Source organism: Anaerophaga thermohalophila DSM 12881 (genome assembly GCF_000191885.1).
GTDB lineage: Bacteria > Bacteroidota > Bacteroidia > Bacteroidales > Marinilabiliaceae > Anaerophaga > Anaerophaga thermohalophila.
Genome location: NZ_AEWI01000037.1, coordinates 83,988 through 97,517 on the forward strand (window position 1 = coordinate 83,988; position 13,530 = coordinate 97,517).

The window sequence follows — 13,530 nt, forward strand, 5'->3', positions numbered from 1 at the left end:
TAAAATCAAATCATTTTGATGATAATAGTAATATAGTCAGTAGTTTTTAGTCAATAGTCAATAGTCAATAGTGGAAATTTCCACCGGTACTGATATATTCAAAAAAACTAACAAAGCATAAAAAACAGTGTCTGTTCATAAAAGTACCATTTGCTGTATTCGCTACGAATCACTTTCTTTGTATCACAAAATCAAGAAGGTAAAGTGAACGAACTGCAACAATATAACCAGAGAAAGATTGTAAATGATCCCGTGCACGGGTTTATCAGCATCCCAGATAATATTCTTTTTGAATTAATTGAACATCCTTACCTGCAAAGACTCAGAAGAATAAAACAACTCGGGCTGACATCCCTTGTTTATCCCGGGGCTGTACACACCAGGTTTCAGCACACACTGGGCGCTTTTTACCTGATGGGATCGGCCATTTCTGTCCTTCGAAACAAGGGGCACCTTATTTCACCTGATGAGTCGACGGCAGCCCATGCAGCAATATTGATGCACGATATCGGGCACGGCCCTTTCTCTCATGCACTTGAACAAACCCTTATCGAAAATCTTAGCCATGAAGACATTTCGTTGCTGTTGATGAATCGTTTGAATGAACATTTTAAAGGGCAGCTTTCGCAAGCCATTGATGTTTTCAAAGGGCATACCGGCAAACTCTTTTTACATCAGTTGGTTTCGAGCCAACTCGACATGGACCGTCTGGACTATCTGAAACGTGACAGTTTCTTCTCTGGTGTTTCCGAAGGAATTATCGGGTCCGACCGTATCATCAAAATGCTTGAAATAAAAAACAACGAGCTTGTGATAGAAGCCAAAGGGATTTATTCCATTGAAAAATTTCTTGTGGCACGCAGACTGATGTACTGGCAGGTTTATCTTCACAAAACCGCCCTGGTGGCCGAAAAAATGCTTATCAACGCGCTGCGCAGAGCCAAATTTCTGTCGCTTAACAACGCTGAAGTACCCGCCCCGCCATTTTTGAGTACCTTCCTGAAAAACAGATTTTGTACCAACGATTTTCTCAGTAACCCAACGATACTGGATGATTTTACCATGCTGGACGACAACGATATTATGAGTGCTTTAAAATTGTGGAGAGATCACAACGATCCGGTGCTTTCCCGTTTGTCGTCAAGCCTGCTCGACAGAAATCTGTTGCGAATAGAAATTTCAGATACGCCGTTTGACCAGGAAAAGCTGATGACATTAAAAAAAGAAACACATATTAAAAATATAGGTCCCGATGAAATGGATTACTTTGTTTTCACAGACCATATTTCAAACAGTGCCTATAATGTGGGACAGGAAAATATCAATATCCTGTATAAGGACGGAACAATAAAAGACATTTCCTATGCCTCGGATATGCTTGACCATACAGCTTTCGCAAAAACGGTAAACAAATATGTGCTTTGCTATCCGAAATCAATAGATCGTTAGATTTTTACAATATGTGTTTTTATTCAGAAAGTGCCGGCAGCAATGCCTTCCCAGATATGCCGGGGGCCTTGCGAAGCCGCCAAAAACGGAGTCCCGGTATGTCAGCATGAGTATTTTTGCGGCAATCGCAACACAGTAAATGGCACTTTATGGACAGCCACTATTTAGTGCCAAAACAGCCACAATACCCAACTATATTTTATACAGAAAGATATATTTATTAGTTTTGTGCCAAATTTTTTAACATGGAATTTACTGCAAAACAAATAGCCGGGCTCATTCAGGGAGAAATAGAGGGCAACGAAAACCAGGTTGTCAGAGATGTTTCAAAAATTGAAGAAGGGCGGCCGGAAACGCTGACATTTCTGGCCAATCCTAAATATGAGCACTACATTTACACCACCGAAGCCTCGGTAGTTATTGTTAACAAAAGTTTTAAACCCGGTAAGCCGGTAAAAGCGACCCTCATAAAAGTGGACGATGCCTATCGGGCACTTGCCAGATTACTTCAGTTCTATGAAAGTTCGCTTCCCAAAAAGACCGGCATTGAACAACCCTCTTTCATTCATGAAACTTCCGAAATGGGAGATTTGGTTTATGTCGGGGCTTTTGCCTACATCGGCGAAAAAACGAAGATCGGGAAAAATGTTCAGATATGGCCGGGGGCCTTTATCGGAGAAGGTGTTAGCATTGGTGACAATACCATTGTCTATTCAGGCGTAAAAATCTATAAGCATTGCAAAATAGGCTCCGATTGCATCTTACATGCAGGAGCTGTAATAGGCTCCGATGGTTTTGGCTTTGCCCCCGGACCGGATGGTGAATATCAGAAAATTCCACAGGTGGGAAATGTCGTCATCGAAGATTTAGTGGAAATTGGTGCCAATACCACCATCGACAGGGCCACAATGGGTTCAACAATTATCCGGAGAGGTGCCAAACTCGACAACCTTGTCCAGGTAGCACATAATGTTGAAATCGGATATAACACGGTTATTGCTGCACAATCAGGAATTGCAGGTAGCACAAAAATAGGCAGCAACTGCATGTTTGGCGGTCAGACAGGTATTTCCGGACACCTCAAAGTGCCCGACGGAACCAGGCTCGCTGCACAAACCGGCGTAGCCGGGCCAATAAAAAAAGAGAACACTGCCCTTATGGGGTCCCCGGCATTTGATGCAATGCAATACCACCGATCATACGTTATTTTCAAAAAATTACCCGATTTATATAAGCAACTACAAGATATTCAGCAAAAAATTGCTGAAAAGTAGGAACACGACCCGGCAGGAAAATAATTCCTGTACGGTTTGACCTAATCTTTTATACAATGGCTGAAAAACAAAGAACCATTCGCAAAGCTGTTTCATTAAAAGGAACAGGATTACACACCGGAGCAGAAGTTACGCTAACTATGAAGCCTGCCCCGGGAAACACAGGATTTTGTTTTAAACGTGTCGACATAGAAGGTCAACCTGTAATAAAGGCTCTGGCCGACAATGTTGTTTTTACCGAACGCGGAACCGTACTCGAAGAGAATGACGCCCGCGTCAGCACCATAGAACACTGCCTCGCTGCATTGCGCGGAATGGGAGTAGATAACTGCGTAATTGAGGTTGACGGACCCGAAGCTCCTATTCTTGACGGAAGCGCCCGCTTTTTTGTCGATGCCATAAAAAAAGCAGGAATTGAAGAACAGGACGAAGAACGTCAATATTTTATTGTAAAAGAAAAAATGATTGTTGAAGACACGGAAACAGGCAGTTCTATTATCGCCATTCCGGAAGACGGACAATCATTTCAGGCACTCATATCATTCGACAATTCACTCATTCTGGCCAATCAGTTTGCAAATATCGAAAGCATGGATGAGTTTGAAGAGGAGATTAGTAAATGCCGTACTTTTGTTTTTCTTCACGAACTGGAACCATTATTGAAGCACAACCTCATTAAAGGAGGCGATCTGGATAATGCTATTATCATCATTGATAAAGAAGTAGATCAGCAGGAACTGGACCGGTTGGCAAAATTGTTTAACAAACCCTCGGTCGAAGTTAAACCGATAGGCATTCTCAATAATCTTGATCTGCATTTCCCAAATGAGCCGGCCAGACACAAGCTTTTAGATGTTATCGGCGATCTTACCCTGGCAGGGATGCCAATAAAAGGCAGGATTATCGCCAAAAAACCAGGACACAAAATAAATGCAGCATTTGCCAAAGCTGTCAGAAAAGAGATTAAACGCCGCCAGTTAAAGCAGGATGCCCCATTTTATGATCCTGATGCAGAACCGGTTTACGACATCAATGCCATCAAAGGATTTCTTCCGCACCGCCCACCATTCCTCCTTGTTGATAAAATTATTGACCTTCAGGATAAAACAATCGTGGGTGTCAAAAATGTGACCATGAATGAGCCTTTTTTTGTCGGGCACTTCCCCGATGAACCGGTAATGCCCGGAGTACTTCAGGTTGAAGCCATGGCACAGATAGGAGGAATTCTGGTTTTAAGCCAGGTGGATGATCCGAAACTTTACAGTACTTATTTTCTGAAGATTGATAATATCAAATTCAGAAAAAAAGTGATCCCCGGTGATACCCTGGTCTTTAAGCTTGAACTCGTAACTGAAATAAGGCGGGGCATTGCCAATATGAAAGGAACGGCTTTTGTCGGCAACACCATCGTTGCAGAAGGCGAATTCATGGCACAAATTGCAAAAAATAAACAGTGATCATCAAATCTCCCTCATACAAAACCGAAGCAACTTCTTTAATTTCAGGTATTTGTATAAATTATTACAAGACAGGTTAAAACAAAGTTTCCCTGTTTTTCAGGTTTAAACGGGAAACTGTCATAGCAGTAACAATCATTTATGAAGCAACCATTAGCATACATCCATCCCGAAGCAAAAATAGCCCCCAATGTGGCCATCGAACCTTTCGTGACCATCGATAAAAATGTTGAAATCGGGGAAGGTACAAGAATAGGCTCCAATGTAACGATACTTGAGGGTGCCCGAATCGGGAAAAACTGTAACATTTTTCCGGGAGCCGTAATTTCGGCGATTCCCCAGGATATGAAATTCGAAGGCGAAGATTCGCTCGCCATTATTGGTGACAATACAACGATCAGAGAATTTGTTACAGTAAATCGGGGCACTAAATCAAAAGGCAAAACAGTTGTGGGAAGCAACTGCCTGCTGATGGCTTATGTACATGTAGCGCACGATTGCGTAATAGGTAACCATGTTATTCTGGTTAACAGTGTTCAGGTAGCCGGTGAAGTAAAGATTGACGACTGGGCTATTGTAGGGGGGTTGTCGGCTATCCACCAGTTTGTTCATATTGGCAGCCATGTCATGATTTCCGGTGGTAGTCTGATCGGCAAAGATGTCCCCCCTTATGTGAAAGCAGGCAGGGAACCCCTCTCCTATGCAGGTGTCAATTCCATAGGGTTACGTCGCCGCAATTTTTCCAATGAGCAAATCCGGGATATTCAGGACATCTATCGCTTTATGTTCCAGAAAGGATTGAACTACAGCCAGGCCATCGAACGTATTGAAGCTGAACTACCCGCTTCGAATGAACGTGATGAAATCATTCTCTTCGTAAAAAATTCACAACGCGGAATTATAAAAGGCTATTACAACTCTGATAATAATTTGGATGGTTGAGTTTCACTAAACATGCTTTTCATCAGTATAAAATAAGTCTAAGTTATTGGTCTGATGGAACTCGCATGCAAGAACTTATACATGTTCTTTTGTGACAAACCTTGTCATGCTCGTTTCATTTGATCTTTCAATCCTTTTCATAATCATCCTTATCGACCGATTTCAAGGGATCGGAAGATAACTCTTCATTCATTTTACGTCTCTTAAAAACATCAATGGCCAGATAAACAGCTTCACGGAAAGAACTCTCATCGGCTTTGTTTTCGCCCGCAATTTCAAAGGCTGTACCATGGTCGGGAGAGGTTCTTACAACCGGTAAACCACCGGTAAAATTTACCCCTTCCGAAAAAGCAATACTTTTAAACGGTGCCAGTCCCTGATCGTGATACATGGCCAGAACCGCATCAAATTTCCCAACGTCACCAGACCCGAACAAACCATCGGCCGAATAAGGGCCAAGAGCCATTATCCCCTCATTCCTGGCGACTTCGATAGCAGGTGTTATAACATTAATCTCCTCATCCCCGATAAGACCGTTATCTCCGGCATGCGGGTTAAGTCCCAATACGGCAATGCGCGGCTTTCTGATGGTAAAATCTATACGGAGTGTTTTATCCAGCACTCTGATTTTATCCAGGATTCTTTCCATCGTCACTAATCCTGCAACATCTTTCAGGGGAACATGCCCGGTCACCACGCCAACTTTTAGCTTCGGACTGACCATCAGCATGATATGCGAAGTGGCATTAAACTGTTCAGCCAGGTACTCGGTATGACCGGGAAAGTTAAATCTGTCGGAAAAAATAACATTTTTATTGACGGGAGCTGTCACCAGTACATCAACAAAGCCGTTTTTTAAATCCTCCACCGCTTTTTTAAGCGCTTCAAATGCAGCGATACCGCCTGTTTCGGTAGCCTTTCCAAGCTCAACACGAACATTATCATCGAGGCAATTAACAATATTTACCCGCTTGGGGTGAGCTTCTTCACCGGAACGTATATTGTTCAGACTAAAATTTGAAATATTCAAAGCTTTCCGATGGTAAGCAGCCACTTTGGAAGACCCATAAATAACAGGTATATACAGCTCTGTTGTCTTGGGATCGGCCAGCGTTTTAAATATCACTTCATATCCTATACCGTTTATGTCTCCCTGGGTAATGCCAACTTTTATTTTTTCACTGCTCATATTAAATAGATGGTTAGATTTTTAGATTTAAGATTTATGCCCGTTTCATCTTCCTGAACGTCGAAAAAAATCGCGCATTAATACTTTTCTGAGTTCCCGATGAATGATCAGCTCCGTGACAAGAGAATCGAAAGGAACTTCAGGCACCTGTATCTGATAGCTTTCGATGTCTGAAATATCCACATCGATTCGGTAAAGCAAATTAAGAAATTTTTCTGTTTTTTCTGTAAGCAGGTAAGCCACATGCTGTTGCATTTGCACAAAAAGCTCCTGGTAAAAATCGTGAATATTACCGGAAAAACTGATGGCTAAATCGAACTCTGTAAAGTCCTTGATAATTTGTTGGGCTGTTTCGCGTATCAGGTCTTCCCGTTTTGAAGCTTTTCTCAGATCGTCTTCAGAAAATGAAGGAAGATTCATTGTTCCTCCCTTCCCTGCTGGTCTTCCTCCTGATCATCATCTAAAAATCTGAAAGAATACAGAACCGACTCCAGTTGCCAGACCAGATTTCGTTTTTCGGGTTTCTCTGGAGCATATACATATCCCTCGGTCACCACAACACGACCGTTTTCTGGATCAATATGAGCAAAGCTCACGAAAGGACCGCCCATCATATCACCTTCAACACGCCAAAGACCACGGATTTCAACTATCTGGTGATCGTTGTGTTCAAAGCGTTTATAGGTTACGGGCACCCGGCCTTCGGTGGTCATATATGACCCTTCAGAGGGCCCGGGAACATTCACACGAAGAACTGAATCCCGCTTATTCAACAAGTATGGTTCCGTGATGCTTTCATATCCGGTATACTCAAATGAATATACAAACAAACCCTGGCTGGTTAATGGTGTTTCATTCGACATCCACATAAAATTCTTTCCGGGTTTATTTTCACTAAAATTGACGGGGATAATCATGAATGCATCCCAGACTTCTTTAAATTTATCGGTCAGGTTTTTGTTTATGTATTTCCTGTAATAAGCCTGGCTCCGGTCCCGTTCAGCCCGGACAAAAAAACCGGTTAATTTTATCTCTTCGGCCTTAACGAGAGAATCGAGCTGCCAGGTATCTTGTGCATAAACTTCGGCCATGGCATGTTGCTTTCCCCACCTGTTTTTATAAAAGCTGATATCAGGCTCCCGGTTATTTCCAAGATAGACAATAATAAGATTTCTAAAAGGTTTCAACCTTTCGCTGAAGGCACGGTGAGGGATAACAGACACATCAAAAAGAGACTCTGCCTGCGGAAGGCCAACCATTGGTTGACGCATAACAGAGACCAGAGTCTTTCCGCCCGTACTTTCTTTTACCGAGTCATTCATTACAATAAGCATTTCTCCCATGCTACCAGAAATATTGGGTTTATAAGCCCCTCCCTTATCCTTACATGAAAATAAAACCAAAAAAGCAACGGCAGAAAGGAGTATCCGTATCTGTTTAGATGTAATATTTTTTAAGGTCATACTATTAGTTTTGAGTGAAAATTTCGATGATACTTTTTCTATTCTGATTATTTGACACCGCCGGTTTTTGTTTTTTGAATTTATCAGGTTATCGTAAAATTACAAAAAAATGGATGAGTCCACTCAAGGATAAAGATTTTTCACCTTCATTTTTACCGTGACACTTCATCTTCTGATATTTTACCCTGGATGTCAGCCTTAAACCATTGACTTTCAAAGCCCGAACCGGCACGATGAATGCCCGGGTCTTTCTTCTTTTCTACAGGTTCCCAAACAATTAATTCCTGCCCGGCATAAAGATGCTTTTCTTCCAGATTGTTCCAAATCATAATATCTTCAATCCTACATTCATATTGCATTGCAATGGCATGAAAAAATTCACCGGGATTCACAATATGAGTAGATTTTTGTCGCCCGGTGGTATCGCCATAAGCCTGCGGATTTTCCACAGCAGGATGCTCTTCAGTCTGAAAAAATGGACGCTGTTGATGGAAAACTTCAATTTTATCCTCGGGAATGACAATCCTGACCGGCTCCTTTTGAACCGGAATATAGTCCATTTTATAGACGGGATTCAGCAAACGAAGCAGCTCAACAGAAATACCGGTTAATCTGGATATCTGGTCAAATGAAATACCCCCGGGGACAGAGGTGGTCAGCAACTCATCATAACGATATTGCGTCGGTGCAGGATAAATATTATAGGCATGATGATATTGCATGGCATAATTGATTGCCATGAATGCCGGGACATAACCTCTTACCTGCTCGGGCAGATATGGGCGAAGTTTCCAGTAATCTGTTTCACCTCCCGATTTTTCTATCGCATCTTTAACTGCCCCAATGCCACCGTTATAGGCAGCAATAGCCAATAACCAATCATTAAAGTTGTCGTACAGATATTTGAGATAACGACAGGCAGCATCGGTCGATTTCACAGGGTCTGCTCTTTCGTCTATATAGGAAGTTATCCTTAAATCAAACATCCGCGAGGCCTGATATAAAAATTGCCAAAGTCCGTAAGCCCCGGATGTGGATTTTGCCTGTGGCTCGAGGGCAGACTCTATCACAGCCAGATATTTCAATTCCAGCGGAAGTTCGTACTTATCCAGATACTCCTCAAAAATAGGGAAATAAAACTGGGAACGGGTCAATATACCGGATAGATGCTCAGGTCGCTTAATTGTATAAACATCAATATAAGCCTGAACAAATTGATTGTAATGAAGTGGTATGGGCGTTTGCAAATCCAGTTTTTCTATCCTGGATTCGACCAGATAAACGGGAACACGATTACTCCCCGATATCTTTTCGGTTAATTTCGGTTGCGCTATGCAAATCAAAAGTACAAATACTCTAAACACCCGAAGTCCAGTCATACAAACCAAGTGAAAGCGGTTTAAAAAAGATAACAAAAGGGAGAAATCTCCCTTTCGTTAATTCATGCTCGTCGATAAAGTCGGACACTAATCAGATCATTTTAAAGACATACACTGGATAATCCTTCCGCTCAGGATTTCTCTTTTTCGGAATTGACCTCCCCTTCCACAGAATTCCTTTTGTCTTCAGCAGCTTCATTCCGTGCCTTTTTAAATTCTCTCATTCCCTGTCCGAGTCCTTTCATCAGCTCGGGAATTTTTCGACCCCCGAACAACAATAAAATGGCCAGAATGATTACAATCCATTCCCAACCACCTGGTATGACCAAAAATAATAAAGAAGGTTCCATATTTTCCTGTTTAAAATTAACATGTCGTTATATAACTAAAAAGTTATGCAGATGAGGTAGTCTGCCTCATATTCACAAATGTATTAATTAATCGTGAAAAGTGTTGTCTATGAAAAATATTTGTAACAATTATTTATGCCACTTATTCACTCAGCCATCGGAAAATATCGTTTCCGTTGGCATACAAAAGTAACGCAATCAGCAAAATCATTCCGATGAGCTGGGCATATTCCATAAATTTTTCACCGGGTTTTCTGCCTGTTACCATCTCATAAAGAAGAAACAAAACATGTCCGCCGTCAAGAGCCGGAATTGGCAAAATATTCATAAATGCAAGAATCAACGACAGAAAGGCAGTGGTTCTCCAAAAGCTTAGCCAATCCCAACTGGCCGGGAACAAACTGCCAATGGTTCCGAAACCTCCAACCTGACGCATCCCTTCCCTGGTGAAAATAAGTCTCAGTTGTTTCACATAACTCACCAACACGCTGACACCTCTACTGATTCCGGCCGGAAAAGCTTCAAAAAAACCATATTTGTTTGTCTTTATTTCAAGGTAATTGGAAGGCGACCTGGGTGCAATTCCAATCTTACCCGACTTATTGACCATAACAGGCAACGACATTAAAACACCATCCCTGTAAAGTGAAATTATCGTGGTATCTCCCGTATATTTATTCAATTCTGCTACAAATTCATAAAAAAAAGGCGCCTCTGTGCCACCAACGGCCACCAGGCTGTCACCCTTTTTTATCCCGGCTTCCTCTGCAGGCATTCCGCTGATAACAGAATCTACAACAAAGGGGATCCTGAATTGTGCAAACTGCTTCACACCCTCTGAAAGAAACCGCTGTCCCAAACCGTCAGGCACGGTTAACCGAAAAACAGAATCACCCCTCTGAACAGTAAAAGAATCAGGTTCTTCAAGAAGAATGTAACGGACAACATCAGAAATGGTTTCAACTTTAAATGTGTCTGCCGAAAGGATGATGTCGCCATCTTCAAGACCGATTTCATGACCAATAGGATGGTATGAATACCCGTATTTGGCACCCTCAACAGGGATATAAGATTCACCCCATTTAAAAAGTATCATCCAAAAGATGAACAATGCCAGAATAAAATTAACCAAAACGCCGCCAACCATAATTAAAAGTCGCTGCCATGCCGGCTTCGACCTGAATTCCCAGGGCTGGGGGGGCTGCTTTAGTTGTTCCTTATCCATCGATTCATCAATCATTCCGGCTATTTTTACATATCCTCCAAGCGGAAGCCATCCAATTCCGTACTCGGTTTCTCCTTTCTTAAATTTGAATAAGGAAAACCCGGGGTTGAAGAACAGATAAAACTTTTCAACACGTGTTTTGAAGATTTTTGCAAAAAAGAAATGTCCAAATTCATGAAGAATGACCAGGATAGAAAGGCTGAGAATGAGTTGTAATGCTTTTATTAAAAATTCCATGCTCTTTTATTATTGTACTGGTTTCAACGAACCTGATCTATTAATCAGGCAAAAAAAATGATCCACAAAACTAATTCCTTTATTAGATAGTATTATAATTGACACCGTCCTAAAACGCATCTTTGTTGCCAAAAATATGCTTTTTATACCACACTCATAATTGCTTCAAAACATATAACAACAGGGTTAAAAATCCACCTTCTTCAGATTTAAAATACTGAAAGCGTCACAAATATATTGTTTTTCTTTATTTTTTGACTAAATCAGCAGCTAATGCTCTGGCCTCCCTATCGGATTCCAGATAATCTGAAAAGCCGGGCTTCTCTACATAAGTTGCTTTTAACATAGTTTGTTCAATGATGTTTGACATTTGCACGAACCCGATTCTCGAAGCCAGAAAAGCCTCTACGACCACTTCGTTGGCAGCATTTAAAACACAGGGCATATTTCCACCTTTACACATAGCTTCAAATGCAAGCGAGAGGTTTCGGAAAACATTCACATCCGCTTTTTCAAATGTAAGGGTTGGGTAATCGGAAAAATTAAATCGTGGAAATCTATTCGCTAAACGTTCCGGATAGCCAAGTGCATATTGTATTGGTAGTCGCATATCAGGCAATCCCATCTGTGCCTTAATCGATCCATCCTCAAATTGTACCATCGAATGAACGATGGATTGAGGATGTACGACAATCTCAATCTGTGTGGGTTGTACGTCAAAAAGCCATTTAGCCTCAATGGCTTCAAATCCTTTGTTCATTAAAGAGGCTGAATCGATGGTAATTTTGTCACCCATTTTCCAGTTTGGGTGATTCAGTGCCTGGCACCGGGTAACTTTCCTTAAAAATTCAGTATCTCTGCCCCTGAATGGACCTCCTGAGGCAGTGAGTATTATTTTTTCGACAGATCGTTTATTTTCTCCCTCAAGACACTGAAATATTGCTGAATGCTCTGAATCAACGGGTAAAACCGGAACATTCCTTTTTTGCGCCAGTTCCATTATCAAATCTCCTGCTACTACCAGTGTTTCTTTATTTGCCAGAGCAACAGGTTTGCCAGCTTCTATGGCTTTAATGGTTGGAAGCAGGCCGGAGAATCCCACTAATGCCACCAAAACCATATCCACGGTACTCATTGCCCCTACCTGAGCCAGAGCATCACTGCCGGTATAAACTTTTACCGGCAAGTCTGATAATTGATTACGAACCCACTGATATTTGCTTTGATCGACGATCACCACGGCATTAGGGAGGTACTTCCTCGCCTGTTCAGTTAAAAGTTCGGCATTTTTCGCGGCCGTCAGCACTTCGACCTCGAAAAGACCGGTATGCTGGTCTATTACCTCAAGCGCCTGTGTCCCTATAGACCCAGTAGAACCAAGAATCGCGATACGTCGTTTCATCAGTATAAAATTTGTTTTTAAAGTCGAATGTAACTCATCCCGATTACTCGGGACTGGTTTCATATAAAATTGACTTAACTTAAGGAAAACTAACCGACATTTTTTAAAAGGAACAGGAGTCCGCTAAACTGTTTAATATCAGAAAGATATATACTCCTGAGGGTCGAGAGGAATACCATTATGCCAGAGTTCGAAATGCAGGTGCGGTCCTGTTGTTAGCTCTCCGGAATTGCCGACATTAGCGATTGCTTCGCCAGCTTTAACATGTTGACCGGTCGTTTTCAATAATCTTTCATTATGTTTATACATTGAAATGAAGTTGTTGGCATGTTGGAGCTGAATAACATAACCGGTCTCTACAGTCCATCCCGAAAAAATAACAACCCCGTCCATAACGGCCGACACACGGGCGCCCGGCCCGGCTACTATGTCCACCCCGAAATGACCGCGCGGATCACCAAATCTATTGACGACCATACCCTTTAAAGGGGGGAAAAAGAAAGTATTTTCAAGAAGAGCACCTAAATCATTTCCCGGCTGTTCTGAAACATTAAATTTTTCTTCCCGCTCAACCAATGCTCTGAAAATGGAATCTTCCACCGACCTGGTAAATTCAATATCCTTCCATCCGGCGGTATCTTCAGTTTGATCTTCCTCCGAAGCAGCCTGTTGTCTAACCGGATTTGCTCTCTCTTCCGTTTCCGGAACCTGTCCCCCTATAATCTGCTGCATATTGTCGATAAACTTATTTCTCTTTTCAATCTCCAGAAAAAGAGAATCAACTCGTTGTGCATTCCGCACTATCAACAATCTTTGCTTGGCATCCGGATAACCCGGAATGTATTCTCTCAGCCCCGTAAAAGCAATGAGAAGTGTTACCAGTATAATCAACAAAATGGCAGAAAAACCTACCATGGTAAATACATTGAGACGAGATAACCTGATCACCAATACTTCCTGGTACGTCTGTTCGTTGAATATGGCCAGCTTATATTTACTTTTCAGCTTTTTAATGAATTCTTTTCTATTGATACCTGCCATGATCTCACTTTACATCAATTGTCATTATCTCCTTCATCTAACTCAAAATTCAAAAAATCTATATTTCAAGTATTTAATATATGAAGTCAGCTATTTACTTACCAGGCTATTTTTCGCAATAA

Annotated in this window: 12 protein-coding genes; 4 read left to right on the plus strand and 8 right to left on the minus strand. The window is 41.7% G+C overall.

What is annotated here, in order from left to right; genetic code table 11:
* Positions 1 to 204: 204 nt before the first annotated feature.
* The 4 genes from ATH1_RS0111460 to lpxA all read left to right on the plus strand — a co-directional run bounded on the left by ATH1_RS0111460 (position 205) and on the right by lpxA (position 5,122).
* On the plus strand, positions 205 to 1,449 hold the full coding sequence (locus ATH1_RS0111460) for an HD domain-containing protein (protein WP_010421741.1): 1,245 nt from the start codon (positions 205 to 207) through the stop codon (positions 1,447 to 1,449).
* 245 nt (positions 1,450 to 1,694) lie between these two features.
* Positions 1,695 to 2,723, plus strand: coding sequence for a UDP-3-O-(3-hydroxymyristoyl)glucosamine N-acyltransferase (lpxD, locus tag ATH1_RS0111470; protein ID WP_010421742.1), 1,029 nt, complete (start codon positions 1,695 to 1,697; stop codon positions 2,721 to 2,723).
* A 56-nt stretch (positions 2,724 to 2,779) separates the two neighbouring features.
* A complete protein-coding gene (locus ATH1_RS0111475) occupies positions 2,780 to 4,180 on the plus strand; it encodes a bifunctional UDP-3-O-[3-hydroxymyristoyl] N-acetylglucosamine deacetylase/3-hydroxyacyl-ACP dehydratase (RefSeq protein WP_010421744.1) in 1,401 nt (466 codons plus the stop codon).
* 141 nt (positions 4,181 to 4,321) lie between these two features.
* The gene (lpxA, locus tag ATH1_RS0111480) at positions 4,322 to 5,122 is read left to right on the plus strand and encodes an acyl-ACP--UDP-N-acetylglucosamine O-acyltransferase (RefSeq protein WP_010421746.1); all 801 of its coding nucleotides are present in this window, start codon (positions 4,322 to 4,324) and stop codon (positions 5,120 to 5,122) included.
* 127 nt (positions 5,123 to 5,249) lie between these two features.
* On the opposite strand, the gene pdxA is transcribed toward lpxA, so the two are convergent.
* The 8 genes from pdxA to ATH1_RS0111520 form a co-directional block, all read right to left on the minus strand.
* A complete protein-coding gene (gene pdxA / locus ATH1_RS0111485; protein ID WP_010421750.1) occupies positions 5,250 to 6,311 on the minus strand; it encodes a 4-hydroxythreonine-4-phosphate dehydrogenase PdxA in 1,062 nt (353 codons plus the stop codon).
* A 45-nt stretch (positions 6,312 to 6,356) separates the two neighbouring features.
* Positions 6,357 to 6,731: a hypothetical protein gene (locus tag ATH1_RS0111490; protein WP_010421753.1), complete on the minus strand. Its 375-nt coding sequence runs from the start codon at positions 6,729 to 6,731 to the stop codon at positions 6,357 to 6,359.
* The gene (locus ATH1_RS0111495) at positions 6,728 to 7,774 is read right to left on the minus strand and encodes a DUF4837 family protein (RefSeq protein ID WP_010421756.1); all 1,047 of its coding nucleotides are present in this window, start codon (positions 7,772 to 7,774) and stop codon (positions 6,728 to 6,730) included. The genes ATH1_RS0111490 and ATH1_RS0111495 overlap by 4 nt, the downstream gene beginning before the upstream one ends.
* A gap of 152 nt (positions 7,775 to 7,926) precedes the next feature.
* A complete protein-coding gene (locus ATH1_RS0111500; RefSeq protein ID WP_010421758.1) occupies positions 7,927 to 9,153 on the minus strand; it encodes a lytic transglycosylase domain-containing protein in 1,227 nt (408 codons plus the stop codon).
* Between the two features lie 131 nt (positions 9,154 to 9,284).
* Positions 9,285 to 9,503 carry a twin-arginine translocase TatA/TatE family subunit gene (gene tatA, locus ATH1_RS0111505; RefSeq protein ID WP_010421762.1) on the minus strand — a complete coding sequence of 73 codons (219 nt, stop codon included), beginning with the start codon at positions 9,501 to 9,503 and terminating at the stop codon, positions 9,285 to 9,287.
* A gap of 142 nt (positions 9,504 to 9,645) precedes the next feature.
* Positions 9,646 to 10,965, minus strand: a complete 1,320-nt coding sequence (gene rseP / locus ATH1_RS0111510) for an RIP metalloprotease RseP (protein ID WP_010421765.1) — start codon at positions 10,963 to 10,965, stop codon at positions 9,646 to 9,648.
* Positions 10,966 to 11,212: 247 nt separating this feature from the next.
* Complete coding sequence (locus ATH1_RS0111515; RefSeq protein ID WP_010421766.1) at positions 11,213 to 12,367, minus strand: 1-deoxy-D-xylulose-5-phosphate reductoisomerase; 1,155 nt, start codon at positions 12,365 to 12,367, stop codon at positions 11,213 to 11,215.
* A 138-nt stretch (positions 12,368 to 12,505) separates the two neighbouring features.
* On the minus strand, positions 12,506 to 13,408 hold the full coding sequence (locus ATH1_RS0111520) for a M23 family metallopeptidase (protein WP_010421769.1): 903 nt from the start codon (positions 13,406 to 13,408) through the stop codon (positions 12,506 to 12,508).
* Positions 13,409 to 13,530 lie beyond the last annotated feature (122 nt).

Coding starts and splice junctions, on each gene's coding strand:
- lpxD (WP_010421742.1), top strand. CDS start 1,695: ATGGAATTTACTGCAAAACAAATAGCCGGGCTCATTCAGGGAGAAATA.
- ATH1_RS0111475 (WP_010421744.1), top strand. CDS start 2,780: ATGGCTGAAAAACAAAGAACCATTCGCAAAGCTGTTTCATTAAAAGGA.
- lpxA (WP_010421746.1), top strand. CDS start 4,322: ATGAAGCAACCATTAGCATACATCCATCCCGAAGCAAAAATAGCCCCC.
- pdxA (WP_010421750.1), bottom strand. CDS start 6,311: ATGAGCAGTGAAAAAATAAAAGTTGGCATTACCCAGGGAGACATAAAC.
- ATH1_RS0111490 (WP_010421753.1), bottom strand. CDS start 6,731: ATGAATCTTCCTTCATTTTCTGAAGACGATCTGAGAAAAGCTTCAAAA.
- ATH1_RS0111495 (WP_010421756.1), bottom strand. CDS start 7,774: ATGACCTTAAAAAATATTACATCTAAACAGATACGGATACTCCTTTCT.
- ATH1_RS0111500 (WP_010421758.1), bottom strand. CDS start 9,153: ATGACTGGACTTCGGGTGTTTAGAGTATTTGTACTTTTGATTTGCATA.
- tatA (WP_010421762.1), bottom strand. CDS start 9,503: ATGGAACCTTCTTTATTATTTTTGGTCATACCAGGTGGTTGGGAATGG.
- rseP (WP_010421765.1), bottom strand. CDS start 10,965: ATGGAATTTTTAATAAAAGCATTACAACTCATTCTCAGCCTTTCTATC.
- ATH1_RS0111515 (WP_010421766.1), bottom strand. CDS start 12,367: ATGAAACGACGTATCGCGATTCTTGGTTCTACTGGGTCTATAGGGACA.
- ATH1_RS0111520 (WP_010421769.1), bottom strand. CDS start 13,408: ATGGCAGGTATCAATAGAAAAGAATTCATTAAAAAGCTGAAAAGTAAA.